The following is a 25,745-nucleotide window of genomic DNA, read 5'->3' as shown; positions in this document are numbered from 1 at the left end:
CACTGGGAACCCGGTCGCGCTAGGCCGTCTTGTCGTCGCCCTGGTCGCCGCCGGTTAAGTCGTAACCCCCATGCACCGGCGTTCCCCAGGTGTAGGGCTCCCCTGGGTGGCCCGACCCGCCCAGGATGAAGGAGCGGTCGCTGCGGTCCGCCCGCGCGATGGTGGCCAGCCACGTCGCAACGGTGCTGAAGCGGTTGCGCACCCCGGTGAGGAATGCGATGTGGATGAAACCCCAGCCCAGCCAGCCCAGAAACCCGGTGAGCTTGACCGGGCCGGCCTGTAGCAGTGCGTGGCCGCGGCTGATGTAGGCCGCCGATCCCAGGTCGCGGTAGCGGAAGTCTTTCCGGCCGGTTCCTTTGAGGTCGCTTTTGATGGCCGCGGCGGCGTGGAGGCCACCCTGCATGGCGTTCTCGGCGACCCCGGGCAGGCCGTCGCGACCGGCCAGGTCACCGATGACGAACACCTCGGGGTGCCCGGGCACCGACAGGTCGGCGTCCACTGAGATGCGGCCGGAGTGGTCGGTCTTGGCGCCCAGCATCTCGGCGGCGTGCCGCGCGAACGGCACTGCCTCGACGCCGGCCGTCCACAGCACGGTGCGGGTAGCGAAATCTTGAGAGGTGCCGTCGGCTTTCGAACTCACGGTCACGCCGTCGCTCCGGACATCGGTGACGTGTACACCCAGGTGCAGCTCCACACCCAACTTCTCCAGGACCCGCTGCGCCCGATGGGCCAGGGCCGGGGCGAAGGCCTTGAGCACCCGGTCGCCGCCGTCGAACAACAGCACCCGCGCCTCTTCGGGCTGGATGCTGTGGAACTCGTTGGCCAGCGACCGCGTCGCCAATTCCCGTATCTGTCCTGCCAATTCGACGCCGGTGGGCCCCGCGCCGGTGACCGCGAAGGTCAGCCACTCGTCGCGTTCTGGCCCGGGCGGCAGCGTCTCGGCGATCTCGAACGCCGCGAAGACCCGCCGTCTCACGTTGAGCGCGTCATCGAGGGTCTTCATCCCGGGCGCCCACTCCGCGTATTGCTCCTTGCCGAAGTACGACTGGCGCATCCCGGCGGCGATCACCAGGTAGTCGTACTCGAGGTCGAATGTCGTTTCGCAGGGACGACGGGCCGTGATCCGGCGGGCGACGGGATCGAGCTCGATAGCCTCACCGAGCAGAGTGGTGACATTGCGATGGCGCTCGAGTTCTTCGCGCAGCGACCGGCTGATCTGCCCGATGCTCAGCGTCCCCGTCGCGCATTGGTACAGCAGCGGTTGGAACACGTGGCACGCCGCGCGATCCAGCAGAGTGACGTCGACACCGATGTTTTGGAAGCGGCGAGCGCAGAACAAGCCGCCGAACCCGCCGCCGATGATGATTACTTTGGGTCTGCTGCTCATGAACGCTTTCTACCCTGTTCCGCGGTGGTCTAGCCGCGGTACTCCGCAACCTTCGCCGCGTACTCGTCGAGCAGTCGCAGAGATTCGTCCCGCGGCTTCGTCGGCAGCAGCAGGTTCACCAGGCGGTATCCCAGTCCGTCCAGGGCGCGCCAGTAGTCCAGGTCGATCGGTGTGCCGAACGTCGTCAGCGGAATCTCATGGCCGGCTCCCGCGCGCATCTGCTCGATCCGTTGGGTCAGGTGCTCGACGGGAGACGGGTTGGAGATCCAGCCGGCCTCGTGCTGGATCACCCGCCGGACGGTGGCGTCGGAATCGCCGCCGATGTAGATCGTCGGGTGCGGCTTCTGAACCGGCTTGGGGCGCAGATACGCCGGGTCGAAGTCGACGAATTTGCCGTGAAATTCGGCGGGCTCCTCAGTCCACAGCACCTTGATGGCTTCGATGCGCTCGTCCATCAGCGCGCCGCGCGTCTTCGGGTCGGTGCCGTGATCGCGCAGCTCCTCGATGTTCCAGCCCGCGCCGACGCCCAATGCGAACCGGCCGCCGGAGATCAGGTCGATGCTGGCCGCCTCCTTGGCCGTGATGATCGGGTCACGCTGAATGAGCAGCGCGATACCGGTGATCAACTCGATGCTGGAGGTGACGGCCGCGGCGGCGGCGAGTGTCACGAACGGGTCCAGAGTGCGGTAATAGATGGACGGCAGTTCACCGCCCATCGGGTACGGAGACTGCCGGCTGGCGGGGATGTGCGTGTGCTCGGCGATCGTCAACGAGTGAAGGCCTCGCTCTTCGATCGCGCGGGCAAGTGTCACGGTGTCGATGGTGTCGTCGTTGACGAAGGTGGAGATGCCGAATTGCATCTCATCAGCCTACTGCCGGTGCGGATTAGCGGCGGCCGGAAGAGAATTCGTCGATCAGCCCGATCAGTCGCCGTCGGAGGTCCGGCGTCGCACGATCCACCACACCATCCACACGGCCAGCGCGAAGCCGAGACCGATCAGAAGGTAATTCTGGTAGCGCTCGACGACGTCATACACCGCCGCGACGCGGTTGCCCGCAAAGTTCCCGACGAGCACCCACAGAATCACCCACACGACGGCGCCGATCACGTTGTAGGTGAAAAACCGCCACCACGGCATCCCTGCCAAAGCCGCGACCACACCGTTGAATTGCCTTAGGCCGTCGATGAACCGCGCCACCGGCACCACGATATTGCCGTGGCGGCGGAAGAATTCCTCAACGTGCTGTAGCCGGCCCTCGGTGAGGAACACATATCGTCCGTATCGCAGCACCAGCGGACGACCTCCGAAGTGCCCGATCGCATAGCCGATGTTGTCGCCGACCACTGCGGCCAATATGCCGCACGCGATAACGGCGCTCAGGCTGAGCTGTCCGGACGCCGCGTAGACGCCACCCACGATGAGGATCGTCTGCCCTGGCGCTGGGATGCCGAAACCTTCGACACCGACGATGCCCACCACGGCGAGGTATCCATATCGGTCCAGGATCGGAGCAATGGAGTGCAGTACCCCGGGCAGTTGTGCGGTCACCCCCACACGATTCCCGCCAGCGTGAATGCCCACACAATCGGGGACACGGGACAGCCCGGATGGTGTGGATATAGGGAAAGATCGCATCAGTGGGCACCGATGACTTAGCAGGCGCGAAGCCGCTGCTGGTGCCGGGTGACACCTGTTGGCGTTCGGCGCGAGCCGATCGGTTCGCCCCGATTATCGATGGCGCCGACTACCTGCGGCATGTGAAGGCCGCCATGTCGGGCGCCCGCAATCGGATCATCGTCATCGGCTGGGATCTGGATTACCGGACCGCCTTCGAACGTGGCGAGACGACGCTGGAGGGTCCGAACCACCTCGGCTTGTTCATGCACTGGCTGCTGTGGAGGCGGCCCGCCCTCGAGGTGTATTTGTTGAAGTCGAACCTTCGTCTGCTCCCAGCGTTCGATGGATTTTGGTTCGGGGTTGCGCCGGTGAGCCTGTTGAATCAACTCACCTCGGCACGTTTGCATTTCGCTGTCGATGGCGCCCATCCGACCGGTGCGGTGCATCATCAGAAGATTGTGGTTGTCGACGACACTATGGCGTTCTGCGGTGGCATGGACTTGACCCTCGGGCGGTGGGATACCTCCGAGCATCGTCCCGAAGATCCTCGCCGGAGCGGACCCGGTGCTGCATACGGACCGCGGCACGAGGTTGTTGCTGCGGTGGACGGTGCCGCCGCGGAGATGCTTGCGGAGCAGGCGCGGGACCGGTGGGAGGCAGCAACCGGGCGAGTATTGCCGACGCTGGATCCCCCACCAGCGGCCTGGCCTGATGGGCTGCGCCCTGGGCTGCGCAATGTCGAGATCGGTTTGGCACGAACACTTCCCGCGCTGTCTGGGCGCAGCGAGGTCCGCGAAGTCGAGTCACTCGATCTCGCGGCGATAGCAGCCGCTCGCGACGTGATCTATCTGGAGAATCAATACTTCGCGGCGCGGGGTATCGCTGAGGCCATCGCGGACCGGCTGCGCGAGGCGGACGGTCCCGAAGTCGTGATGATCCTGCCGCGCAGCTCCGAGAGCCGGTTGGAACAAGAATCGATGGACAGCGCCCGGGGACTGCTCTTGCGGATGCTCAACGAAGCGGACTCTTATGGCCGGCTGGCTGTTTATTGGCCGGTCGCAGGTAGGGGTGTGCCGGTCTACGTGCACTCGAAGGTCATCGTCATCGATGACCGGCTGCTTCGCATCGGATCCTCCAATTTCAACAACAGGTCGCTGGGGTTCGACAGCGAATGCGATATCGCGATCGAGGCTGTGGGCGGGACTGACTGCGCGGCGGTGCAGCGCGAAATCCTTTGGATACGAGACAGTCTCGTATCCGAGCACCTTGGCGTGTCGGTCGACGAATTCCGCGATGCGATGGGATCTGGTCGAAGCTTCCTGCACGCCGCGGAAGCGCTGCGCGGCACGGGGCGTTCATTGCGTGCACTGACGGACACGATGGTGGCCGCGGACGCGAGCCCCTTCGCGGAGAACGACCTGATGGATCCCGATCATGTGCCGCCCTCGATAGCAGAGAGCGCGTTCACGCTCGTCGAGTCAGTGGTGATGTGGCCGCTTCGGCACTCGCTTATCGGGGCGTTGTACCGGAAGTTTCGCGGTTCGTGAATTCGGGTTTGCGGCCCAGGTGGCGCAGGACGCGGTCGAAATCCCCTGCCCCGGTGACTTGTTCAATCTCCGGGCCGAACGGAACGGCCTCGAGCATACGGACCTCGCCGCCGGGCACCGCGAGCGCTATCGGCAGAGCAGTCGCGAGGACACCAGCAGGTAGTTGGTAGTCGACCCCCAGTGCGGCGGCGACGTCCCAGCCGTGGACGACGTAGTCGACGAAGTGGAACCCCATCGCGATCTGAGCGGGGAAGACGGCGTTGTCACCGAATTCTGGGAGTGCGAAGGGAATGTTGTCCTTGACCGCCCAGAAGGCTTCAAGCACGTCATTGGCCGCGTGAGCGTAGGCAAGTGCCGGGTCCTCGCGCACCGCGTCGACGACGGTCTCCACCCGCCAGTTGCCGAGGTCGGCGCCGTGTCCTCTCGCGGCGGCGGCGAATCCGCGGTGCTGGACGGTCATGTGGGCGAGGAGATCTGCGAGATCCCAACCGGTGCAGGGTGTTGGGCGATCGAGGTCGGTGGGACGAACGGTGTCGACGAGTTCGATCGAAGTGATGACGGCGATGCCATGTTCTTTCATAAGCATATGCTTACGGTAAGCTTTTGCACACTATAATGCAATGCCTATGATGTCGCGGTGGCGGATAAACCCCGGCGCCCCGATCTCGCGGCGATGCTCGCTCCGCTGCTGCGCGAGCTGATCGCGGCCGAGGAGCCGGTACTGGCGGCCCACGAGGTGTCGATGTGGGGCTATGTCGTGCTGTCGGCGCTGGACGCGGCGCCGATGCGGACCCAGGCGGCGCTGGCCGCGACGATCGGAGCCGACAAGACGCGGATCATCCGCGATCTCGATGAGCTGCAGCAGCGCGGCCTGATCGAGCGGAGGCCCGATCCCGACGACCGACGAGTGCGGCTGCTGGCGATCACCGAGGCCGGCCGCGCGGTGAAGAACGCGGTGCAGGCCGAGATTCAGCGCGGCGAGGAACACTGGCTGGGTGTGCTCGATGCCGAGGAGCGCCGCACTTTTCTGCGGGTGCTGAGTCGATTGTCGGCTGGCGAACCGACCTGAGGCATGGGTCGCCCGACGACGGGTTAGCCGGTGAAGCCCTTTCCTGCTGTCGAGCGGTCGTGGTGGGTGTAGGTCAGCGGGATATGCCGACCGCGGGCGATCTTGTTCAGCATGGCGATCCGCTCGCGCGCGGCGGCACCGCTCTTCTTCCTGCGCTCACGGATGGGGTTGGTCCACGGCACTCTGTCGGCCACCATGGCGATACCGACGTTGAGCTTGGTGAGGTTCGCGAAGTAGCGCACCCGACGTTCGAAGTTGTAGCCCAGCGGTTCAAACAGGGTGCCCGCGACCATGGCCTCAATCTGCTTGTATCCGAACACGACTCCGGCCGGCGCCAGGGCGATGCTGGCAGTGATCTGGTTGGCGTACCGGGAAGCGATCTTCTTGGCCAAGCCGGGCAGCGCCTCGGTCAGGGTCGTCACGTGCGCGGGACCGGCAATTGCGTCCACGAGTTCAGCACGCCACGGGGATGGGTTACCGCCCCTGGCGAGAACATAATTCAGCGATCTGATCAGCTCCAGGCCGTTGGCCGAATGGAGCAGTTCAGGGGCTCCCCACAACCGCCCGGAAAAGGAGGAATACTCGGCGAGATCCTCGAGCTGTTGTGGGGTCAGCTTGCGCCCGAAGGCATGGTCGACGAGACGTCCGAGCAACATGCCGCTGCCGAATCCCAGCAACGACGTCACGGGAATGGGTTCGCCGAACTTGAGATAGACGTCGTCACCCCACTTCCGCCGCAACCCACGACTGGCCAGCGCGTGCATCAACCGCACCCGCACCACGTCCTGGAATGCTTCCGAATGCCGGTCGAAGATGTCTGGCAGCGTGAATTCTGCGAATACCCGGGCTGTTTCGATGAAGCGGCGCGGGCCGTCGTCTGCGAATCGGCCTGTGGCACCGGTGGCCGCAGAGATATCCCCGGTCATCGCGGTCTCGTAGAACGCCCACCCGCGGATGATGGTTGTGGCGGCGAACGTGCTCGACATCGCCAGCATGCGGCCTCGCTCGGCGGCGACGAGGTCGAACTGGGCTGGCAGCTGATCCAAGTGCTCGAAGAGTTCGACGAATTCGCGTGGGGGATCCTCGAGGGTGTCGATGCCCTGGGCCAACGCCTGCTCGAACAGCGCGCGACCCTGCTCATGACCAAGGCGCTCGAACGCCTCGACCACGCCGATCATGAGTTCGTCGCGCTGCCAGAAATAGTCGTCGCGCAGGCGCGTGAGATCGCTGGGCTCAAGCTCTTTGCCGGTGTCGATCCACTCGCCGAACATGAACTCGCGCATGTGACGCCACTGGTCAGCGAAGTGGTCACGACCGGGCGGGATCGGCCGCAGTGGCCGGTCGGGGTGATCGCGCCGATTGAAGTCGACGTCCTCGAGGAGGATCTCTGGACGTTCACCAGTCACCGTCATGAAGCGACCCCATCTGCAAGCGCGGGCAATACCGCGACGTTATCGCGGATACAACTATTTGGGAACGGGGGTTTCCGGTTTCATCCGGGCGGCGCCAGAGCGCTGCCGTCTCGAAGTGGCAGGTGGCCTGCTACCCGGGTGCACCGCCGAAGTCCGCTGCGCCGGCCTGCTTCGTGCCGTGAACTCACAGGTTGACGTAGTGGCCGTGAACCCCCATCAACCACGGTGAAATCCGAAGTAGACCGCGGCCATGTCGTCGTGACCGTGGCCGGCCTCGCTGGCGGCGTCGAAGGCGCCGAGGACGCCGTCGACGAGAACCGTCGACAGCCCCGACGCGACGATCGCGTCCTTGATCAGCCCGGTGTCCTTGATGACTCCGTCGACGCTGAACTGCGGGGCATATGACGACTCGATGATCGCCCTGCCCTTCGCCTGTAGGTATGGCGAGCCCGCCGCGGCCCCGTCGAGCGCGTCGAGCATCAATCGTTGGTCCAGGCCAAGCCCCTTGGCGAGCGCGAACGACTGGCCGACGGCGGCGGCCAGTGCGCCAATCCACGCGTTGCAGACCAGCTTGAGCTTCGACCCGAGGCCGAGCTCATCGCCCACCCAGATGGTCTTGGAGCTCATCGCGTCGAACGCCGGTTGCACCCGCTCGCGCAGGCTGGGGTCACCGGAGGCGAGCATTACCAAATTGCCCTGCTCCGCGGGGGCTTTGGTGCCGAGCACCGGGCAGTCCAAGAACGCGACGCCCTGCTCGGCGGCGACCGCCGCAGTCTGCGCGGCGCCCTCGATGCCGACGGTGGCGCACTGGACGAAGACCGCGCCCTCCTTCATGGCGGGCAGCACCGCCGCCATGACGTCGAGGGTTGCGGCCGTGTCGAACAACATCGCTACCACGACGTCGGCGTTGGTGACCGCCGCCGCCGGATCGAGAGCGACCACGGCACCATCGGCGGACAGCGGCTCTGACCGTTCCGCCGTGCGGTTCCACACCGCAACCTCGATCCCCTCCCGCAGCAACGACCGCGCCATGCCGGCGCCCATCGCCCCGGTACCCAATACAGTCACCCGCAGGGCCGTCATCGTGCCGCCAACGAGCAATGCATCCGACCCTGTGTTCCGGGCATCGTCAAGAGGCTCATGCCAGACCTCCGTGACCTATCAGCACTCGGTGGAGCAAGTCCTTGGTTTCTGGCCCTTCCACGGTCGTCATGGTCACGTGGGCTCCGTTGCTGTTGCGTCGAACACCAGGGTGCTCCATCTTTCGGTTGAGGACAATCTCTAATTGATTGATCCGAATTGGACCGATGGTAGATCGCCGACGCGATCCTCTTCGTGGCCTATCAGCAGGCGTCCTTCATCACCGGCCAGGTCATCCGCGTCAACGGTGGCAAGACCGCCGCCTGAAACCAGGTGTGGCGGCACCACCAATCCCGGGCAGATCAGAATCGCCACGGAATGATCTCCGGCACAACAAATCTGGAAATGCTGGGCCCGAGCATGGTCTCGCTGCGCGGCCGGTGGTGTCGTCATCAGCAGGGCGACCGGTGACTGACCGGTCCGTAGTACTCGCGGACGTAATCGGCGACGGTCTGAGCGGGATGTCCGGTGAGGTCTTCCACGGTGTGGGTGAGGCGGTTGTAGCGGTCTTGACGGTGCAACCGGGCCATGGTGGCGATGTGCTGTGCGACGTGTGGGTCTACCCCGGATGCCTTGAGCCGGCTCAACCAGCGCTCGTAGGGTACGTCGACGCCGGTGATGGGCCGATTCAGGGCGTCGGCGTACTGGGCGGCGAGCTCGTCGAGGCCTAGCGTTGCGGCGCCGGTAGGACGCATTCTTGAGTGCGCACCTCGATCTTCAGTCCCTCCATGTATCGCGACCTCACCGCAGGGCGACCCGTCGAGTCCGTGATCTTGGCCGAATCGCCGACCACGCCCACCGCCACCACCTCGACACACATCTCCTGGCCGTCGCACTCACGCTGCACAACTCGGCCCTGACCAGCTGGCCGCCGCGGCGCATAGTCCGCGCCCGGCGAAACAACCCTGGATCTGAGTATAGTTTAAGGTACTCAGCATGGGCCGGTCATCGGCACCCAGTGCGCCCGCATCGAGACCAACCACCCGAGGCTGCCGTGTCCGCGACAACGACGCACGATCATCCAACCCGCTCTACCGCCGCCAATGTGTTGGTGGTGTCGGTGGCCGCGTTCCTAGCAAGCCTCGACCTGTTCATCGTCAACATCGCCTTCCCCGAGATTCGCAGCGCGTTCGGCGCTACCGACCTGGGCGCCCTGTCCTGGGTGCTCAACGCCTACACCGTCGTGTTCGCAGCGTTCCTGAATCCGGCGGGCCGACTCGGTGACCGCTACGGACACCGCCGGATCTTCCTGTCCGGGCTCACCGTGTTCCTGCTCGGGTCACTGGCCTGTGGCCTGTCGCCCTCCCTGGCGCTGCTGATCGCCGCCCGCGTCGTGCAAGCCGTCGGTGCCGCCATGCTGATGCCGAGCTCGCTGGCCTTGCTCATGGCCGCCGTGCCCGCCGAGAGGCGAACTGTCGCGGTCAGCACGTGGGCCGCGGTGGGTGCAATGGCCGCCGCACTCGGGCCTCCCATCGGTGGACTGCTCGTCGAATTCGATTGGCGCTGGATCTTCTTCGTCAACCTGCCGTTGGGTGTGCTCGCGCTAGCCGTCGCGCCTGGGGTGCTCCCCAAGGTCACCACGGGGGGGAGCGGAGTGCCCGATCTATTCGGCGCACTGAGCCTGGTCGTCGGCGTAGCCGCGCTCGTCTGGGCCATCGTCGAAATCCCCGCAGCCGATGCCACCGTCGCCAAGATCTTCGCCGCAGCAGCACTAGCCGTCGGTGCCCTGGGACTCGCCATCTGGCGCTCGACACGCCACCACACCCCCGCCATCGACCTCGCCGCGATCCGGGTACACCCCATGTGGTCCAGCAGCGTCGCCCTCCTATTGTTCGCGGCGGCATTCGGCGCGATGCTGCTCGGAAACGTCATGCTGCTGACGACGATCTGGCACGAGACACCGGCCCTGGCCGGCCTGTGCCTATCGCCGGGACCGGTTGTCGTCGTACTGGTCTCACTGACTTTGGCGAGTCGGCTGATCAGCAAGCATGGCACTGGGGCGATCGCTGCCCTCGGTGCCGCCATCTACGCCGCCGGGATCGTCTTCTGGCTGTTCCGGGTCGATGTCGAACCGCACTACCTCGCTGACTTCCTTCCCGGCCAGATCCTCACCGGCGCCGGTGTCGGACTGGTCATTCCGAGCCTGTCCGGGGTTACCGGGAAGGCACTTCCCGCCAACCAGTGGGGATCCGGATCGGCGCTGACCAACACCGCGCGCCAACTCGGAACAGTGCTCGGCACCGCCATCCTCACCATGGTCTACCAGTCCGGGATCAGCATGTCCTCAGTCCGGTTCGGCTGGGATCTCATCGCTGCTTCAGCCGCGGCGGCGGCACTTATCGCAGTCGCGCTGGCGTTCGGCTGGAAGACCACGCTTGAAGGGGGTCAACTGTCGTAGATCGGCCTGGTGGCTCACTTCTGAGTACGAGGGGCCTCGAGCGCCAAGGCGACTTGGGCCAGCCAGAAATTGTCGGTCAGTGGTCGCCCGGTGAGTTCGGTGAATCGACGCAGCCGATAGTTGACGGTGTTGCGATGACAGTGCAGTTCTGCGGCGGTCGCTGATACCGATTGGCCCAGGCGTAACCAGGTGTGGACGGTAGTGAGTAGAGGGTCGGCCCGGTCTGGTGGAAGGTCGAGTACCGGCCCAAGGGTGGTCGCCACGACGGTCGCGGCGGCATCGGGTGCGCTGGCGAGCAGCACGGGTAAGACATCGCGGTTGTAGCGAGTGATTGGTCGGCTGTTCGTGGAGGCTGCCATGGCGATTTGGGCTTGGGCGCGGGCTTTCGAGCAGTCACTGATTGCGGCAAAGGGGCTGCTGAGACCAACCAGGACCGGCAGGTCTGAGCAGATGGTGCTCGCAATGCTGTCCAGCGCGTCAGCGCGATTCCGTCTCAGTGACACGACTCCGACTTGCGAATTGGCCGCGAGGCGGAACCACGCGTCCTGCACTGCGGAGTGCGAAGAGATCAGCGTCTCGATGTCGGGAGGCGAGTCCCCGGTCGACGTGTGCTCGGCGCTTGTGGCCGCGACGACCGTCAGCTGGCCCGTCCGTGGGAGGCCGAGCGCGGCGACGGCGTCCCAGAACGCTGCTCCGATGCTGGAGTCGTTGAACAGAATCGTATCCAGCAGCGCGGCTCGCACCTGTTCGTTGCGGCGTGCATCGCGGATGTCGATCTCACGGAAAACCGCATGCGCGCGAAGCGAATTGGTGTTCATCCAGGCAAAGATGGACGGTGTCGCCGCGATCAGCGCTTCCTTGTCGATTTCGTCTGTGTCAGCTAGACGTGCGAGCTCGTCCCAAATGGTGGCCGCGCCAAGCCGGAAGGCGTGCAGCAGGCTGGAAAGAGTCAGGCCCTGGCTGGCGCGGTGACGAATTGCGGAGTCGAAACTCTGGTGGCCCGGTTCGGCGCCGAGGTCGATCCAGTCGAGCATCTCGGCAAGGTAGCCGGCGACGTTGTCCTGGACCGTGTTGCCATCATCGTCGCGGCCGACGTAGTCAGAGACTTCGTCGCGCAACACGTCGAGGACCTTCCCCACGATCACCTCCGATTGTTGCCGGACGCGGTTGGTGAGAACTGTCGGCGCTGATAGCTGCGGCACGTACCGGATCGTAAAACGCCGCGCGGCGTTGTGCCCGGGCACAAGATTTTCAAGGATGGTTTTAGGCTGCGGATCATTGCCGGTGCCGACGTTGATTCCGCATGCTGGCTGCCATGGAAACCGGTTCAGTACAGACGATCGTTCTCATCCACGGGCTGTGGATGACACCGTTGGCGTGGGAGGATTGGGTGGCGCGGTATCGCGCCCGCGGTTATGACGTGGTGACGCCGGGCTACCCCGGTGTCGCTCCCGGCCCGGCCGGGGTCACAGCACTGCGCGAAAACCCCACACCCCTGGCTGAACTCGGGGTGCGGGAGGTCTTCGATCACCTCGCCGAGATCATTGATGAACTTGCCGAACCGCCGATACTGATGGGCCATTCGTTCGGGGGTACCTTCGTACAGCTGCTCCTCGATGCCGGTTATGGGCGAGCCGGCGTGTCCATCGACGGTGCTGCTGTCAAAGGCATTAAGGCGCTGCCATTTTCAGAAATTCGGGCCACGTTCCCGGTGCTGAAAAATCCCGCCAACGTGCACCACGCGGTGCCCATTACGCCCGAAGAATTTCACTACGCATTCACCAACACCCTCGCCGAACCTGAATCTAAAATCGCTTATGACCGTTACGCCGTCCCGGTGCCGGGACGGATCTTGTTCCAGGGCGGACTGGCCAACTTCACGCACAACGCTGCCACCACCTACAACTTCGCCAACGACGATCGTGCGCCGCTGCTGTTCATCGCCGGCGGCCGCGACCACATCCTCCCGCCGGCGGTGCAGCACGAGAACTACGCGAAAAACGCCAAACACTCGTCGGCGATCACCGCCTACAAGCTGTTCCCCCAGCGAGACCACTTCACCTGCGGCGCACCGGGATGGGAAGAAGTCGCCGACTTCGCCTTGAGCTGGGCGCTGAATCCTTTGCGCGGCGAACTCGACTGACCCCTATCTGCAACTTCTACACGAAAGCAAAGGCCACCATGACCACAGTGCGCGACGCGATCCTCGACCTGTTCCGCTCACACAATCTGACCACCTGGTTCGGCAACCCCGGATCGTCCGAATTGGCCCTGCTGCAAGACTTTCCCGACGACTTCCGATACTTCCTGGGCCTGCAGGAAATGATCCCGGTCGGGATGGCCGACGCCTACGCGCAAATCACCCGGCGTCCCGCCGTGGTCAACCTGCACACCGCGCCCGGCATGGGTAACGCGCAAGGCCAGATCTACAACGCCTACGTCAACAAGACGCCGCTGATCATCACCGCGGGCAACCAGCGCCGCAATATGCAGAACCAGTACTGTCTGCTCACCAACCACGAACCCACCACAACGCCTAAGCCGTTCGTGAAGTGGGCGGCCGAGCCCGCCATCGCCAGTGAAGCCCCCGCCGTGCTGGCGCGTGCGATCCACCTCGCCACTACGCCGCCGATGGGACCGGTTTTCGTTTCCCTCCCGATGGACGACATGCCGATCGAGCTGACCGACGAACAGGTCGCCGATATCGAGGTGGTGCGTGAGCGCACCGTGACTCACGCGACGGCTTTCCCGACCGAGTTGGCTGAGCAGGTCGCCGCTCGATTGGACGCCGCCACATCACCGGCAATCGTCGTCGGCGGCGACATCGACCGCTACGACGCTTACGAGGCCGTGATCGAACTGGCCGAGCGCATCGAAGCGCCGGTCTTCACCGCCCCGTTGACCGGCTGGAGCGGATTCCCGGAGAACCACCGGCTCTATCACGGCGCGCTGCCACCGGGCGCGGGCTGGATCTCGCAGGTCCTCACCGGCCACGATCTGATCCTGACGATCGGGACCGCGGTGTTCCGCTACTACCCATTGGTGCCCGGGCCATACCTGCCCGAGGGCGCGCGCTTGATCCAGATCACCAACGATCCCGACGAGGCCGCCCGTGCACCGGTCGGGGATGCGATAGTCGCCGACATCCGCACCGCGGCTCAGGCTTTGGCGGCGACGGTCAAACACACCCAGCGGTCGGCCCCCACGCCGCGCGCGGCGGTCCCCGAACGGGTGTCGGCGCAGGTGCCGCTCAAGCCAGGGGATCTGTGGACGGCCGTCGGTTACGCCGCACCCGCTGACACTCTGTGGGTCAGTGAAGCCGGCAGCAACGAGATTCCGATGACCGAAAGCATCCGTCCAGGCAATCCGCTGTCGCATCTGTCGGCGGCCGGCGGCGGACTCGGCTGGGGACTGCCCGCATCGGTGGGCGCCCAAATTGCCGCTCCGGATCGTCCCGTCGTGTCGTTGATGGGTGATGGCTCCATCCACTACGCGATCACCGCGTTGTGGAGCGCGGCGCGCTACAACATCCCACTCACTGTGGTCGTGGCGTCCAACGCGGAGTACGGGGTGGTCAAGGAATTCGGCGTCTGGGAAAAGACCCCGAACGTCCCCGGGCTCGACATCCCCGGCCTCGACATCGTCGCAACCGCGGCCAGCTACGGCGTCGACGCCCACGAAGCGCACAGTTCCGACGAAGTATTCGAGTTGGTCAAGGCGGGAATCGCCGACCGCGACCGACCCACCCTGATCAACGCGCGCACCGCACCCGTCTCGGGCGGATTCGGCAGCTAAGAGGATTCCCGTGGATGAGACAGTCGTATCGGCGTTTGCCGCGGCATTAGGTAGTCGTGACGCGGTAGCCACCGACGCCGCCACCCTGGCCGGAAATGCAAAGGACCGTTGGATTTTCGGCCACCAGCCCGGCCTGGTGCCGCGACCGCACACCCGCGACGAAGTCGTCGCAATCGTCAAAGTTGCTGGTGAACACAATGTCTCGTTGGTCACCCGCGGAGCAGCCTCGAACTGCAGTGCCGGATTCATGGCCGGTTCGGACCGTATGGAGCAGCTAGCCCAACACAAGCTGGTGTTCTCACCAGATCCCGTATCGGCACACCTGGCAGCAATCGGCGGCAATATCGTCGAAAACGCCGGTGGGCCAAACGCTCTCAAATACGGCGCCGCCTACAACCACGTACTCAGCGTCGAGGCGGTGCTGGCCGATGGCTCACTGCCCAGTGATATCCACGCCACCGTCCGTAGGCAACCCTGATGAGCTGCACAATCGCCATCCCGCACACCTCCACAGCTGAAAGCTTCCGCTTTACCACGCTGGTGGCGTTGCCCAATCTGGCCGAAGGCCTGTTCAGCCGCCGGCCCATAGTGACGGCTGCATTAAACCGAGTCGGTGTCGCCCGCCGCGCCCACCGACTCCTCACCGCAATAAATCGTCGCTACGGCGACGGACCTATTTGGTTGAACGTGGCAGGCAAGCAGACACTGCTCGTCTTCGGCCCCGATCAGATCCGCTTCGTTCTCTCCCACGCGCCAGAGCCATTCGCGTCCGACCCCGAACCCAAGCGCTCAGGGATGAACAAATTCCAGCCGCACGCCCTGACCATATCCCGAGGCAGCCATTGGTCTGACCGCCGACGATTCACCGAGGCCGTCCTAGCACGCGCCACCGGCAGCGGTGCGATCGCAAACCGCTGCGACACCGTCGCTCACGAGGAAGCCCGATATCTCCCCGACAACCTTGACTGGCCACAGTTTCACTCCGCAATACAACGCATTTCGCGGCGAATCATCCTCGGTGACAACGCTACCGACGACGAACAAATCTCAACACAACTTTCGACCCTTATGGCTAAAGCCAACCCTCCAGGCAAGGGAGACCCCCCGCTCTTCAGCACATTCCTGGCCGCACTGGACCGCTACGTACAGTCCGCAGAAGCCAACAGTTTGGTCGGACAATTCGCCGCGGCACCCACCAGCGACATAACTCATCAGACCCATCAAGTCATTCACTGGATGTTCGCCATGGGTGACACCTTGGCCATCAATCTCTGGCGCTGCCTGACCCTGCTCGCCGCTCACCCGGTCATTCTCGCCAAGGCGCAGAACGGAATCGACGAACACACTGGCCACGGCTACCTCATCGGCTGCCTATCCGAGGCCATGCGCCTGTGGCCGAGCACACCCGTACTGGCGCGAACCCTAACTCGGGCCACGGAGTGGGATGGCGCGACAGTTCCCGAAGGAACACAAGTCATGATCGTCAATACCTTTAACCACCGCGACACCAGCCGGTTCCCCGAGGCCGACCACTTCAACCCCACCGCCTGGACCGAAGGATCCGCCGAATCCTGCTGGTCATTCAACTTCTTCAGCCACGGCCCACAAGGATGCCCCGGAGCCGACCTTGCGCTGCAACTCGGCGTCGGCGCACTGACCGCATTACTGCGTGAGCGCAGCCCCGCGGCTGCCGGTGTCAAACTCAACCCACACGACCCGCTGCCCTTGACGCTTGACCACTCACGCGTGCAAATTCGCCTGACACCTCGTCAACGAACACTCCCGGCAGCGCCGAAAACAACCTAATTCGGACATGGCCGCGATACTGACCAACTGAGAGCCTCGACGAAGAGCTGTCACCGACCGCAGTGGGTCCGCGCCCCGGCTGCAACCGGGCATGCCGATCCGCTCGTGCTCGGTCAAAGCGCCTCCGCGTCGACCTCGAAGAGCGACACCGGCCCGACGATCACGCCGTTCTCCTCAACGTAGCGGTCCCACAGCTCAAGCAACTCGGCCAGTTTGTCGGGTCGGGAGGCGGCCTGGTCGTGAATCTCGCCGGGATCGCGTGAGAGGTCATAGAGCTGCCAGGTGCCCGAGCCGTAGGGCGCGGGCAGATGAAGCGCCTTCCAATCACCCTGGCGAATAGCGCGGCGGCCGAACAACTCCCACCCGGTACCGGAGTCGGCATCGTGCACCACGTCGGTCTGTCCGGACAGGTAGGACACCATTGATCGGCCGCGCATCGGCTCGACCTCCCGACCCCGGTACTCGGTACCGGGATGCTCGGCGCCGGCGAGCTCCAGCACGGTCGGGGCGATGTCCATGGCGGTGGTGAACGCCGTGCCGATCTCCCCCTGCCGGGAAAAGCCCGGCCAGGTGACGAAGCCCACCACCCGGATACCGCCCTCGCTGGTGAAGGCTTTGTGCAGCCGGGACGGCGCCGTGGCGGCCTGCGCCCAGCGGGGGCCATACCAGGTGTAGGAGGTGGGACCGCCGAGGTTATCCAGGCTGTTGTCACAGTGTTTCGCGACGAATGCGGCGATTCCGGCGCCGCGCAGCGGCATCGCCTCGACGATGGTTCCCTCCGCGCCGTTGTCCGACAGAAAGATCACGACCGTGTTGTCGAGCTCGCCGGTGCCTTCGAGGTAGTCGATCACCCGCCCGATGTTCCAGTCCATCCTGTCCACCATGGCGGCGTAGACCTCCATGGTCCGGGCGGACACGGCGCGGTCCTCGTCGGTCATATCCGCCCATTCGGGGGCGCCGTCGGCCACCACCGGGTGCGGCTCGATGTCGGGTGGGCACAAGCCCAGTCGTGTGAGCGCAGCCAGCCGCTCCTCGCGCAGTGCATCCGGTCCGGCGTCGTAGCGGCCGTGGTAGGCGGCGATGGTTTCCCGCGGGGCCTGCAGCGGCCAGTGGGGCGCCTGGAAGGGCAGATAGGCGAAGAAGGGCCGGTCCTGCGGGCCCTGGGGACGTTCGCGCAGATACTGCAGCAGCTTGTCGGTATAGGTATCCGACGAGTAGAAGTCCTCCCCTACCGTGACGAACTGATCGTCTTCGGTGAATATCGTCGGCGCGGCCGAGAACCCGCCGCCCCCACGGGTGCCGTAATGGCTGGCTCCGGCCGGCAACAGGGCGAAGGAGCGGTCGAATCCCCGTGCCCACGGAGATCTGTCGATGGTGTCGCCTAGATGCCACTTGCCTGCCATGAGTGTCTGGTAACCGGCGTCGCGCAGCAGTTCCGGCAGCGCCACGACCCGGTCGTTCAGATACCCCTCGTAGCCGGGGGCGCCGCGGAAATCCGGGGCGGCCATCTCGAGCATGGTGCCGATTCCGGCGACGTGGTGATCGGTTCCGGTCAGCAGCATCGCCCGGGTCGGGGAGCAGGCCGGGGCGGAATGGAAATCGGTCAGCCTGATACCCGCGTGGGCCAGGCGATCCAGGTTCGGGGTGTTGATTTCGCCGCCGAAGGCGCCGATGTCGGAGAACCCGAGGTCGTCGGCCACGATGACCAGAAAGTTGGGACGAGTCACGCTGAAGCATCCTGTCACGCCCCACCAATAGACCCGCCGTTGATCTCGTTTTCAACCAGCGGCAGCACCCACACGCCGTGCTGGCTGTGGTTTATCTACGCCATATCAGCGGCGTTAGCACACCTCGGTCTCTCGCGAACGGCGTCGCTTAGTCGGCGACCTGGAAATTCTGCGAGGTCTAGCGTGGGCGGAATGGGTTTGTTCAGTCATGAGGAGTTCCCGGATCCGGCCGACGGTGTTGGTGGTGGTGGGGTTGTTGAGCGAGCTCGGGGTGCTGAGGTGGGCGAGTACGGGGTGGATGAACCTGTGGTCGTGGGTCCGGGGTTGCCGCCTGAGGATGGTTCGTGCGGTCAGTTCGCTGTGCAGTTTCACGTGTCTACGTCATTGCTGGTCGGGCTGAAACGTATTGCGGATATGCGTGGGGTGAGCGTTCCGGAGGTATGCCGGCAGGTGATCGGCGTGTTTGTTGCCCAGCAGGAGGGTGAGTTGGGCGCATTGCTTGCTGCCGAGGCCGAGGCGGCTGATTACCGGCCGAGTTTGGGTGAGGCGTAGTCGGGCTGAATCGCCCAATGGCATATCAGATTCCCTCGGACAACGACCGGGGCGCTCGACATGCGGCTCGCGCCGCTCGACCTCTCCGTAAGGATCTGCAAGAGATCGCTGGCCGGAACGCCCAGCGCGTCGGCGATCCATCCGATGACCGTTACCGCGCCATATTGGTGAACCGCGACAAGTGCAGCTGGTGCGCAACCGTGACCGTACGCGTAGGTCCTGCACGGTGTTTCGCGACAATCAGGTCGGCTTCGCCACCGCGTGGATCGTCGGTTTCGAAGGCGTCTGGCCGATGCAGCAGGATGACCATGTCGGCATCCTGCTCGATTGAACCCGACTCACGGAGGTCAGCCAGCATTGGCTTTTTGTCGGTTCGCTGCTCAGGACCACGGTTCAGCTGGCTCATCGCGACCACCGGAACTTCCAACTCTTTCGCCAAAAGCTTGATCTGCCTTGAGAATTCGGACACTTCCTGCTGGCGTGACTCGACTTTCTTACCCGATGTCATCAGCTGCAGGTAGTCCAGCACGATGAGCCTCAGCCCCGCCTTCTGATGCAGTCGGCGGGCCTTCGCACGGATCTCCATCATCGTCAGGTTCGGCGAATCGTCGATATACAGTGGTGCTTCGCTGATTTCGCTCATACGGCGGGCCAACCGGGTCCAGTCGTCGTCGGTCATCTTGCCCGACCGCATATCAGCCAGCTTGATCTTGGCCTCGGCCGACAACAGCCGCATCACGATCTCAGACTTGCTCATTTCCAGCGAGAACACGATGCTCGGCAGCCGGTTCTTGATCGAGCACGACCGCAGGAAGTCCAGGCCCAGAGTCGAATTGTGCGTCGGAATCATCGAGCGACCCGCGAGATACAGGTGCTCGTCGTTGTCGACCTCAACGCACCGCACCGGAACACTCGTGATCGGCCGGACATCCGTGATAAACCTCGACGACACCCGTGCGATACCACCGGCCCTGCGCTCCTTGTGCGCCAGCGCTTTCCGCGCCAACTGGAACACCACGTCGTCGGTGGAGAAGTTCAGGATGAACGCTGTTGAGCTCGCTTCCGATCGCCCACGGACGCGTTTGGTCGTACGTCCGCACCGGTAGCCCAGGCTGACAATCAATTCGAAGACGTCATCGGCCAGCCGCTTGTTAGTGACCGCGAACTGAATCGCCCCACCGTTGGTAACGGTTCCATCGGTGTCCAACAGACCAGCCAGGACTGCCCGCCGCTGGGCTTCCGAGGCGCGGAGGTAGTCGGCAGGGATGTGCTTGTTGTTGAGAACACCGATAGTCCGCAGTCGAGCCTGCAGGGTGCCGACCTCATTGCGGCACGACTGGCACAACTGGAGTCCGCACGACGCCCCCCCGCACCGCGAGCACGTCGGTGCCGGCACCGGATCGGACAGGAATCGTGCCCTGCCTCCGCAGGACTGTCCGCAGGTGCGGACCTGACTTGTGTTAGGAACGAAGGCTTCTCCGCAAACGACGCAGCTCCGCGCCGCAAGCGCATCCGGCGCGGGCAAGCGCAACGAGTAGCGGTACTTAGCCGTCTCGGACTTGTGCGCTTCGATGCCTTCGGCCTCGATGCGCATGACGATCTCGGGATCCGCCACCGTGATCTGCGCAGCGGCGCTCGTGCCGTCCCCCAGCCACGCACCGAGGGTGTACGGCTGCACCAGCAAGTCGCGCTCCGGTGCCTGCAGCGGCTTGGCATTGATCACCGAGTGGTTCAGCCGGCGATCCTGTGTCGGGCAGCGCAGCGTCTCCGCGATCTCCCGCGTGGTTCGAACGGCGGCGAACGTGCGTTGCCTCTTGTACCGGTTGTAGCCAACCGCGGCGGACTGCGCCGACTTCCGCGACGCCCTGGTCTCCGTTAGCCACTGATGCTCGGCGTCCGCGATCAGCACCGTGCCGTCAGAGAATTCGACCTCGTAGCACGGCCGGCCCACCATCACATCGGTTGCCGCGACTACGCGCGTCGGACGTCCATCGGCGTCGATCAGGTAGTCCCCGACCTTGACCTCGCCCATCGTGGTCCAGCCCGACGGCGTCGGCAGCGGCGTATCCAGGCCCAGCGCCTTCCCCATACCGGGCCTGGCCGCCACCACGATCATCTGACCGGGATGCAGCCCGTTGGTCAACGCGTCGAGGTCATCGAAGCCCGTCGGCACGCCCTTCGAGAGCCCGCCGTTCGAGGCGATGGCATCGATCTCGTCCATCGTCGGCTGCAGCAGATCCTCCAGCGGAAGGAAGTCCTCTGCCGTGCGTCGCTCGGTGACGTCGTAGATCTCGGCCTGTGCGCGGTCCACGATCTCGTTGACGTCGGCACCCTCGGCGCCGGCATAGCCGTACTGCACCACCCGGGTGCCGGCCTCCACGAGCCGGCGCAACAGCGCCTTCTCGGCCACGATGCCCGCGTAGTACCCGGCGTTGGCCGCCGTCGGAACCGTCGAGATCAGCGTGTGCAGATACGGCGCCCCGCCGATGCGGCGCAGCAGCCCGCGGCGATCCAGCTCGGCCGCCACGGTGACCGCGTCCGCGGGCTCGCCACGTCCGTAGAGATCCAGGATCGAGTCGTACACGTTCTGGTGGGCGGGGCGGTAGAAGTCGCCTGGGCGCAGCCGCTCCAGCACGTCGGCAATGGCGTCCTTGGACAGCAGCATGCCGCCCAGCACCGACTGCTCGGCGGCGAGATCCTGCGGAGGTTGGCGACCGAAATCCTCGGACGGAGGAGCACTGTCCATCCCGGGCTGTCCAAGATCGTCAACGACCGCCATCGGGCTATCCCCACCTCCGTCTAAAGCCTGTCGAACGCCAGTTCGATGCATAACCGGAGGTCTACCCCACACCCCCGACAAGTGCTCGTCGCGACGGTGATGATGCCAACCGCCGACGGCTCACGGTAGACGTTGCTGGAGCCGCCGCAAACCGCGCCTGTTCATCAACCTGTTAGTGGTTTGTGGATAGCTGCGGAAAGTGGTGTTGAGGGGTTGGGGAGAACCTGTGGATTACGGGTTATTTTCGTGCCATTTGCCCAGCTGAGGGCAGAGTAACCCGACCTGTGCGTTGTGGATGGCAAGTTCATCGGCGTGTCGGCCCCGGTTGCGGTCTCGGGCGTGTTGTATTGCCGGAGCTTATGCGCGAGGTTAACGGCCGGTTAGATTAGCTGAGGCGCGGCGCCCAAAATGTGTTCGCCAGAAACACAGCAATTCCCCGGGAGCGACCTCGAAGGGCCGCCACCGGAGGGAATTGACGCTTACGGCTAACTCTGCGCGACGACGTCGACGGTCAGGTCGACGTTCACCTCGGGGTGCAAACGCACGCCGACGGTGTGCGGGCCCGTCGCCTTGATGTGTGCCTTGGGCAACTGCACGGTGCGCTTGTCCAAGTTGGGGCCGCCGGCCTTCTTGATCGCCACGACGATGTCGTTGGCGGTCACCGAGCCGAACAGCTTGCCTGAGTCCCCGGCAGCCTTCACCGGCAGCTGGACCGAGCCCAGCGCCGCGATCGCGGCCTTGATCTCGTCGGCGTGCTCACGGTCGCGCACGGTCTTGGTCTCGCGGGCGCGACGGATCTCGTCGGCCTGCTTCTGCGCACCACGCGACGCCACGATGGCCAGGCCGCGCGGCAGCAGGTAGTTGCGGCCGTACCCGTCCTTCACCTCGACGGTGTCCCCGGCTTCGCCGAGATGGTCGACCTCAGCGGTCAGGATCAGCTTCATGTCGATACTTCCGTTCTCTACCGTGCCGCCGACGTGAACGGCAGCAGAGCAACCTCACGCGCGTTCTTGACGGCAATCGCGATGTCGCGCTGGTGCTGCACGCAGTTGCCGGTCACCCGACGGGCACGGATCTTGCCGCGCTCACTGATGTAGGTACGCAGCAGCTGCGTGTCCTTGTAATCGATGTCCTGCCCCTTCTTGGAGCAGAACACACACTTGCGGGTCTTGACCGGCTTTTCCGGTGCCGGACGCCGCTTATTGGACTTGGCCATGGGTCAATCTCTTTCGTTCTTCGCAGTAGCGCGCCTGTGGCGCGCAAAGGTTTTCGTTGGGTGTGTCAGAAGGGCGGTTCGTCGTCGCCACCGGCGAACGAGCCCGACGCCGGGGCGCTGCCCCAAGGATCGTCAGCAGGCTCGCTGGCCGCCGGACGGGAGCCACCGCCACCGCCACTGCCTCCGCCGAAGCCACCGCCGCCCCCGCCACCACTGCGCGAGGCCTTATTGACCTTGGCGGTGGCGTAACGCAACGACGGGCCGATCTCGTCGACCTCGACCTCCATGACGGTGCGCTTCTCGCCCTCACGGGTTTCGAAGGACCGCTGCTTGAGCCGGCCGGTCACGATGACACGCGACCCCCGGGTCAGGCTCTCGGCCACGTTCTCGGCCGCCTCACGCCAGATGTTGCAGCGCAAGAACAGCGCTTCGCCGTCCTTCCACTCCCCGCTCTGGCGGTCGAACGTCCGCGGTGTGGACGCCACCGTGAAATTGGCGACGGCTGCACCGGACGGGGTGAACCGCAGTTCGGGGTCGGCGGTCAGATTTCCGACGACGGTGATGGTCGTGTCACCGGCCACAAGGTCCTCCTGGCATAGGCGGATGGATTCACCGCGAGCCTAGTTACTAGCTCCGACGCGCGGCGAGCTTTATCCACTGGCGTGACTAGTGCTTGTCGGTCCGCATCACCTTGGTCCGCAGCACCGACTCGTTCAGGTTGAGCTGACGGTCGAGCTCGGACACGGTGGCCGGTTCGGCCTTTACATCAACGACGGCATAAATGCCTTCGGCGTGCTTGGCGATCTCGTAGGCCAGGCGGCGCCGACCCCAGATGTCGACTTTGTCCACAGTGCCGCCGTCAGTGCGGACGACGTTCAGGAACGTATCCAGAGACGGAGCTACGGTGCGCTCGTCGAGAGTGGGGTCAAGGATGACCATGATTTCATATGGACGCATGGGAACCTCATCACCTCCTATGGTCGTAACGGCCACGGTCGATCCGTGACAGAAGGGTCGCCTGCGTCGGCAACCTGGCTAGGCTACCGGAGAGCAGGCTGATCAGCGAAATCAGGCCCGGTGGCCGTAGTACTCCAGCGCCAGCTGCAGCGTCGCGTCCGACGCCTTCTCGACCGCGCCGGCATCGAACGGCGGCTGCGGGTCGTACTCGATCATCAGCTGGCTGGCCTTCGCGGCCTCCGCGCCGACAAGCAACTCCACCAGTCGCAACGCCATGTCGATGCCGCTCGACACTCCCGCCGCGGTGATGATCCGCTGCGGCAGATGCTCGACCACGCGGTCCGCGGTGTAGAGCGCACCGAAGGACTCCAGCAACTCGGTGGCGCGCCAGTGCGTGGCGGCGGTCAGCCCGGTCAGCAAGCCCGCCGCGGCCAGCATCAGGCTGCCCGTGCACACCGAAGTGGTGAAGACCGTGTTGCGGTGCACATCGCGAATCCAGTCCAAGACGTCGGAATCCCCGACGAGAGTGCGGGTGCCGATCCCGCCTGGGAACACCAGCACGTCGGGCTTGGTGACCTCGTCGAAGGTGGCGTCGACGGTCAGCCCGAGCATGCCGTTGTCGCTGCGGACCTCACCGTGGCGATGCCCGACGAACACGACGTCGATCGACGGGATCCGCTGCAGCACCTCGTAGGGGCCGATCGCGTCCAGCGCGGTGTTACGCGGGAACAGTGCTATCGCGACTTGCATCCGGCTCCTCTTGCACTTCGGGCGCGGAGTCAGCCGTGACGCGCGGGCGCAGCCACCGCGGGAACCACGTCGGGTGTGCGTCCGGCGCGCCGTCGAACACTCCCCCGGCCGGATCGTCCACCCGGCCGTCCCAACGCACCAGGTCCAGGTCGGGCCGGTAGATCTGACGCACCACCAACACCATCAGCCCGATCACCGCGATATCGCGCACGAGCACCGTCGCGGTGAACCACTGCTCCGGCAGGCCCTTGTTCCCTTCGCCGTACAGGTAGAACATCCGTGGCACCCACACCAGCATGTCAATGGTCATCCACGCCAACAGGATTCGCCGGTGCGGCAACGCCAACACCGCCAGCGGCACCAGCCACAGCGAGAACTGTGGGCTCCACACCTTGTTCACCAGCAGGAAAGCCGCCACCGTCAGAAACGCCAGCTGCGTCACCCGCGGCCGTTGCGGGGCGGTGAACGTGATGTAGGCGATTGCCGCACAACACAACAGGAACAACACGGCCACGAACGCGTTGAGGATCAGCGGTGCCTGCCAGAACCCGAGATTCGTGTCGAAGCCGCCCCAACCCGTGAAGGACTTCACCACGTTGTAGAGCGAGTCCAAATCGTCGCCACGGCGGGAGTTCAGCCGGAAGAACTCCGACCAGCCGCGCGGATACAGCACCATCACCGGCAGGTTCACCACGAACCAGGCACCCACCGCGGACACCACCGTCCGTGCGGCATCGGGCATCCGATCGCTGCGGATCGCCAGCAGCAGCAACGGCAGAAGCAGCAACGCCGGGTACAACTTCGCGGCCACCCCGAGGCCGATCAGAATGCCCGCCAACACCGGCCTGCGCCGGGCCCAGGCCAGCAGCCCGCCGATCGCCAAAGCCGTCGCCAGCGCGTCGAAATTGGTGAAAACCTGGAACACCAGGACCGGCGATGCCGCCACCAGCGCGACGTCCCACACCCGCCGGCCGGCCAACCACGACGACGCCCACACCGTCGTCAACCAGGCCAGCGCCAGACCGAACGCCGCGACGTCGAAGAACAACACCACTTCGGCAACCCCCGGCAGCGACGCCATCTTGGCCACCGCGGTGTACGTCTTGGCCAATGCCATCGACATGTACTGGTAGACCCCGGTCAGCACCGGATACTCCATGTACCGGACCGCGGCCTTACCGTCGTACTGGAATTGCGGCCGGCCGCTGGAGTCCACCTCGAGCCAGCTCGACTTATACGGAAAACGGCCTTGGCTCAACAACTCCGCGCTGTACAACGGCACGGTGTCGGAGTAGCAGAGTTCGAAGTAGGCGCGCTGGTTCTGCCAGTTCGCCACCCGCTGGTCGGGCGGACCGTCGCCGACAGACTGCAGGCACGGCGACTTGGTGGACCAGCCCAGAGCCAGCACCACCAGCGCCATCATGAACATCACCCGCAGCGGGGTGAACACCCGGGTACGGCCGATCAGCGCGTGCCGACCCACCGGGCCGCCGACCACCTCCGAGAGCGCGGCGCCCAAAGTGTCGGTGCGGCTGGGCATGTCACGGTCGTCGGCGCTGCGCCGGTCGAGGGCCAACGGCGCCGGTGACAC

25 protein-coding genes are annotated in these 25,745 nt (G+C 64.9%); 8 read left to right on the top strand and 17 right to left on the bottom strand.

Features of this window, described 5'->3' with window-relative positions; all coding sequences use genetic code 11:
- Nucleotides 1-19 precede the first annotated feature (19 nt).
- The 3 genes from CG716_RS25570 to CG716_RS25560 all read right to left on the bottom strand — a co-directional run bounded on the left by CG716_RS25570 (nucleotide 20) and on the right by CG716_RS25560 (nucleotide 2,937).
- Nucleotides 20-1,387, bottom strand: coding sequence for an NAD(P)/FAD-dependent oxidoreductase (locus tag CG716_RS25570; RefSeq protein ID WP_094483940.1), 1,368 nt, complete (start codon nucleotides 1,385-1,387; stop codon nucleotides 20-22).
- Between the two features lie 29 nt (nucleotides 1,388-1,416).
- On the bottom strand, nucleotides 1,417-2,247 hold the full coding sequence (locus tag CG716_RS25565) for an LLM class F420-dependent oxidoreductase (protein WP_094483939.1): 831 nt from the start codon (nucleotides 2,245-2,247) through the stop codon (nucleotides 1,417-1,419).
- Nucleotides 2,248-2,310: 63 nt separating this feature from the next.
- Nucleotides 2,311-2,937, bottom strand: coding sequence for a DedA family protein (locus CG716_RS25560; protein WP_094483938.1), 627 nt, complete (start codon nucleotides 2,935-2,937; stop codon nucleotides 2,311-2,313).
- A gap of 89 nt (nucleotides 2,938-3,026) precedes the next feature.
- On the opposite strand from CG716_RS25560, the gene CG716_RS25555 reads away from it, so the two are divergent.
- On the top strand, nucleotides 3,027-4,553 hold the full coding sequence (locus tag CG716_RS25555) for a phospholipase D-like domain-containing protein (protein WP_094483937.1): 1,527 nt from the start codon (nucleotides 3,027-3,029) through the stop codon (nucleotides 4,551-4,553).
- On the opposite strand, the gene CG716_RS25550 is transcribed toward CG716_RS25555, so the two are convergent.
- Nucleotides 4,516-5,139 (bottom strand): TIGR03086 family metal-binding protein, encoded by a 624-nt coding sequence (locus tag CG716_RS25550; protein ID WP_094483936.1) that lies wholly within the window; start codon nucleotides 5,137-5,139, stop codon nucleotides 4,516-4,518. The genes CG716_RS25555 and CG716_RS25550 overlap by 38 nt on opposite strands.
- Nucleotides 5,140-5,226: 87 nt before the next feature.
- Between CG716_RS25550 and CG716_RS25545 the strand changes: the two genes are divergently transcribed.
- Nucleotides 5,227-5,622, top strand: coding sequence for a MarR family winged helix-turn-helix transcriptional regulator (locus CG716_RS25545; RefSeq protein WP_275987799.1), 396 nt, complete (start codon nucleotides 5,227-5,229; stop codon nucleotides 5,620-5,622).
- A 23-nt stretch (nucleotides 5,623-5,645) separates the two neighbouring features.
- On the opposite strand, the gene CG716_RS25540 is transcribed toward CG716_RS25545, so the two are convergent.
- The 4 genes from CG716_RS25540 to CG716_RS25530 all read right to left on the bottom strand — a co-directional run bounded on the left by CG716_RS25540 (nucleotide 5,646) and on the right by CG716_RS25530 (nucleotide 8,869).
- Entirely contained in the window at nucleotides 5,646-7,034 is a 1,389-nt protein-coding gene (locus CG716_RS25540) for an oxygenase MpaB family protein (protein ID WP_094483934.1), read from the bottom strand.
- A 216-nt stretch (nucleotides 7,035-7,250) separates the two neighbouring features.
- Nucleotides 7,251-8,135: an NAD(P)-dependent oxidoreductase gene (locus CG716_RS25535; RefSeq protein ID WP_272938290.1), complete on the bottom strand. Its 885-nt coding sequence runs from the start codon at nucleotides 8,133-8,135 to the stop codon at nucleotides 7,251-7,253.
- A gap of 180 nt (nucleotides 8,136-8,315) precedes the next feature.
- Nucleotides 8,316-8,489, bottom strand: a complete 174-nt coding sequence (locus CG716_RS30370) for a hypothetical protein (RefSeq protein ID WP_165774300.1) — start codon at nucleotides 8,487-8,489, stop codon at nucleotides 8,316-8,318.
- A gap of 77 nt (nucleotides 8,490-8,566) precedes the next feature.
- Nucleotides 8,567-8,869: a Rossmann-fold NAD(P)-binding domain-containing protein gene (locus CG716_RS25530; RefSeq protein WP_094483932.1), complete on the bottom strand. Its 303-nt coding sequence runs from the start codon at nucleotides 8,867-8,869 to the stop codon at nucleotides 8,567-8,569.
- A gap of 299 nt (nucleotides 8,870-9,168) precedes the next feature.
- Here CG716_RS25530 and CG716_RS25520 point away from each other — a divergent pair, with 299 nt between their 5' ends.
- On the top strand, nucleotides 9,169-10,572 hold the full coding sequence (locus tag CG716_RS25520) for an MFS transporter (RefSeq protein WP_234818030.1): 1,404 nt from the start codon (nucleotides 9,169-9,171) through the stop codon (nucleotides 10,570-10,572).
- 14 nt (nucleotides 10,573-10,586) lie between these two features.
- Here the strand turns inward: CG716_RS25520 and CG716_RS25515 are convergent, their stop codons facing one another.
- Entirely contained in the window at nucleotides 10,587-11,774 is a 1,188-nt protein-coding gene (locus tag CG716_RS25515; RefSeq protein WP_133067021.1) for a PucR family transcriptional regulator, read from the bottom strand.
- A gap of 113 nt (nucleotides 11,775-11,887) precedes the next feature.
- Here CG716_RS25515 and CG716_RS25510 point away from each other — a divergent pair, with 113 nt between their 5' ends.
- The 4 genes from CG716_RS25510 to CG716_RS25495 are packed head-to-tail and all read left to right on the top strand — an operon-like array spanning nucleotide 11,888 to nucleotide 16,173.
- On the top strand, nucleotides 11,888-12,715 hold the full coding sequence (locus CG716_RS25510) for an alpha/beta hydrolase (protein WP_094483961.1): 828 nt from the start codon (nucleotides 11,888-11,890) through the stop codon (nucleotides 12,713-12,715).
- A gap of 38 nt (nucleotides 12,716-12,753) precedes the next feature.
- Nucleotides 12,754-14,367, top strand: coding sequence for a benzoylformate decarboxylase (mdlC, locus tag CG716_RS25505; RefSeq protein WP_207760776.1), 1,614 nt, complete (start codon nucleotides 12,754-12,756; stop codon nucleotides 14,365-14,367).
- Between the two features lie 10 nt (nucleotides 14,368-14,377).
- Entirely contained in the window at nucleotides 14,378-14,845 is a 468-nt protein-coding gene (locus CG716_RS25500) for an FAD-binding oxidoreductase (protein WP_234818029.1), read from the top strand.
- On the top strand, nucleotides 14,845-16,173 hold the full coding sequence (locus CG716_RS25495; RefSeq protein ID WP_094483926.1) for a cytochrome P450: 1,329 nt from the start codon (nucleotides 14,845-14,847) through the stop codon (nucleotides 16,171-16,173). Before CG716_RS25500 ends, CG716_RS25495 begins: the two co-directional genes overlap by 1 nt.
- Before the next feature lie 113 nt (nucleotides 16,174-16,286).
- On the opposite strand, the gene CG716_RS25490 is transcribed toward CG716_RS25495, so the two are convergent.
- On the bottom strand, nucleotides 16,287-17,900 hold the full coding sequence (locus tag CG716_RS25490) for an arylsulfatase (protein WP_094483925.1): 1,614 nt from the start codon (nucleotides 17,898-17,900) through the stop codon (nucleotides 16,287-16,289).
- 192 nt (nucleotides 17,901-18,092) lie between these two features.
- On the opposite strand from CG716_RS25490, the gene CG716_RS25485 reads away from it, so the two are divergent.
- Complete coding sequence (locus tag CG716_RS25485) at nucleotides 18,093-18,452, top strand: hypothetical protein (protein ID WP_234818028.1); 360 nt, start codon at nucleotides 18,093-18,095, stop codon at nucleotides 18,450-18,452.
- Between the two features lie 151 nt (nucleotides 18,453-18,603).
- Here CG716_RS25485 and dnaB read toward each other — a convergent pair whose 3' ends face one another.
- The 7 genes from dnaB to CG716_RS25450 form a co-directional block, all read right to left on the bottom strand.
- On the bottom strand, nucleotides 18,604-21,231 hold the full coding sequence (gene dnaB, locus CG716_RS25480; protein WP_094483923.1) for a replicative DNA helicase: 2,628 nt from the start codon (nucleotides 21,229-21,231) through the stop codon (nucleotides 18,604-18,606).
- A gap of 485 nt (nucleotides 21,232-21,716) precedes the next feature.
- Nucleotides 21,717-22,175 carry a 50S ribosomal protein L9 gene (gene rplI / locus CG716_RS25475; protein ID WP_094483922.1) on the bottom strand — a complete coding sequence of 153 codons (459 nt, stop codon included), beginning with the start codon at nucleotides 22,173-22,175 and terminating at the stop codon, nucleotides 21,717-21,719.
- Between the two features lie 17 nt (nucleotides 22,176-22,192).
- Nucleotides 22,193-22,447, bottom strand: coding sequence for a 30S ribosomal protein S18 (gene rpsR / locus CG716_RS25470; RefSeq protein ID WP_094483921.1), 255 nt, complete (start codon nucleotides 22,445-22,447; stop codon nucleotides 22,193-22,195).
- Between the two features lie 65 nt (nucleotides 22,448-22,512).
- On the bottom strand, nucleotides 22,513-23,028 hold the full coding sequence (locus tag CG716_RS25465; protein WP_094483920.1) for a single-stranded DNA-binding protein: 516 nt from the start codon (nucleotides 23,026-23,028) through the stop codon (nucleotides 22,513-22,515).
- An 85-nt stretch (nucleotides 23,029-23,113) separates the two neighbouring features.
- Complete coding sequence (gene rpsF / locus CG716_RS25460) at nucleotides 23,114-23,404, bottom strand: 30S ribosomal protein S6 (RefSeq protein WP_078021647.1); 291 nt, start codon at nucleotides 23,402-23,404, stop codon at nucleotides 23,114-23,116.
- A gap of 111 nt (nucleotides 23,405-23,515) precedes the next feature.
- Nucleotides 23,516-24,154: a DJ-1/PfpI family protein gene (locus CG716_RS25455; protein WP_094483919.1), complete on the bottom strand. Its 639-nt coding sequence runs from the start codon at nucleotides 24,152-24,154 to the stop codon at nucleotides 23,516-23,518.
- Nucleotides 24,123-25,694, bottom strand: a complete 1,572-nt coding sequence (locus CG716_RS25450) for a glycosyltransferase family 87 protein (protein WP_234818037.1) — start codon at nucleotides 25,692-25,694, stop codon at nucleotides 24,123-24,125. Before CG716_RS25450 ends, CG716_RS25455 begins: the two co-directional genes overlap by 32 nt.
- Nucleotides 25,695-25,745 lie beyond the last annotated feature (51 nt).

This window comes from Mycolicibacterium sphagni, assembly GCF_002250655.1.
GTDB lineage: Bacteria > Actinomycetota > Actinomycetes > Mycobacteriales > Mycobacteriaceae > Mycobacterium > Mycobacterium sphagni.
Note: the sequence above shows the minus strand (reverse complement) of the source record. Positions and strands in the feature narration are given on the sequence as shown.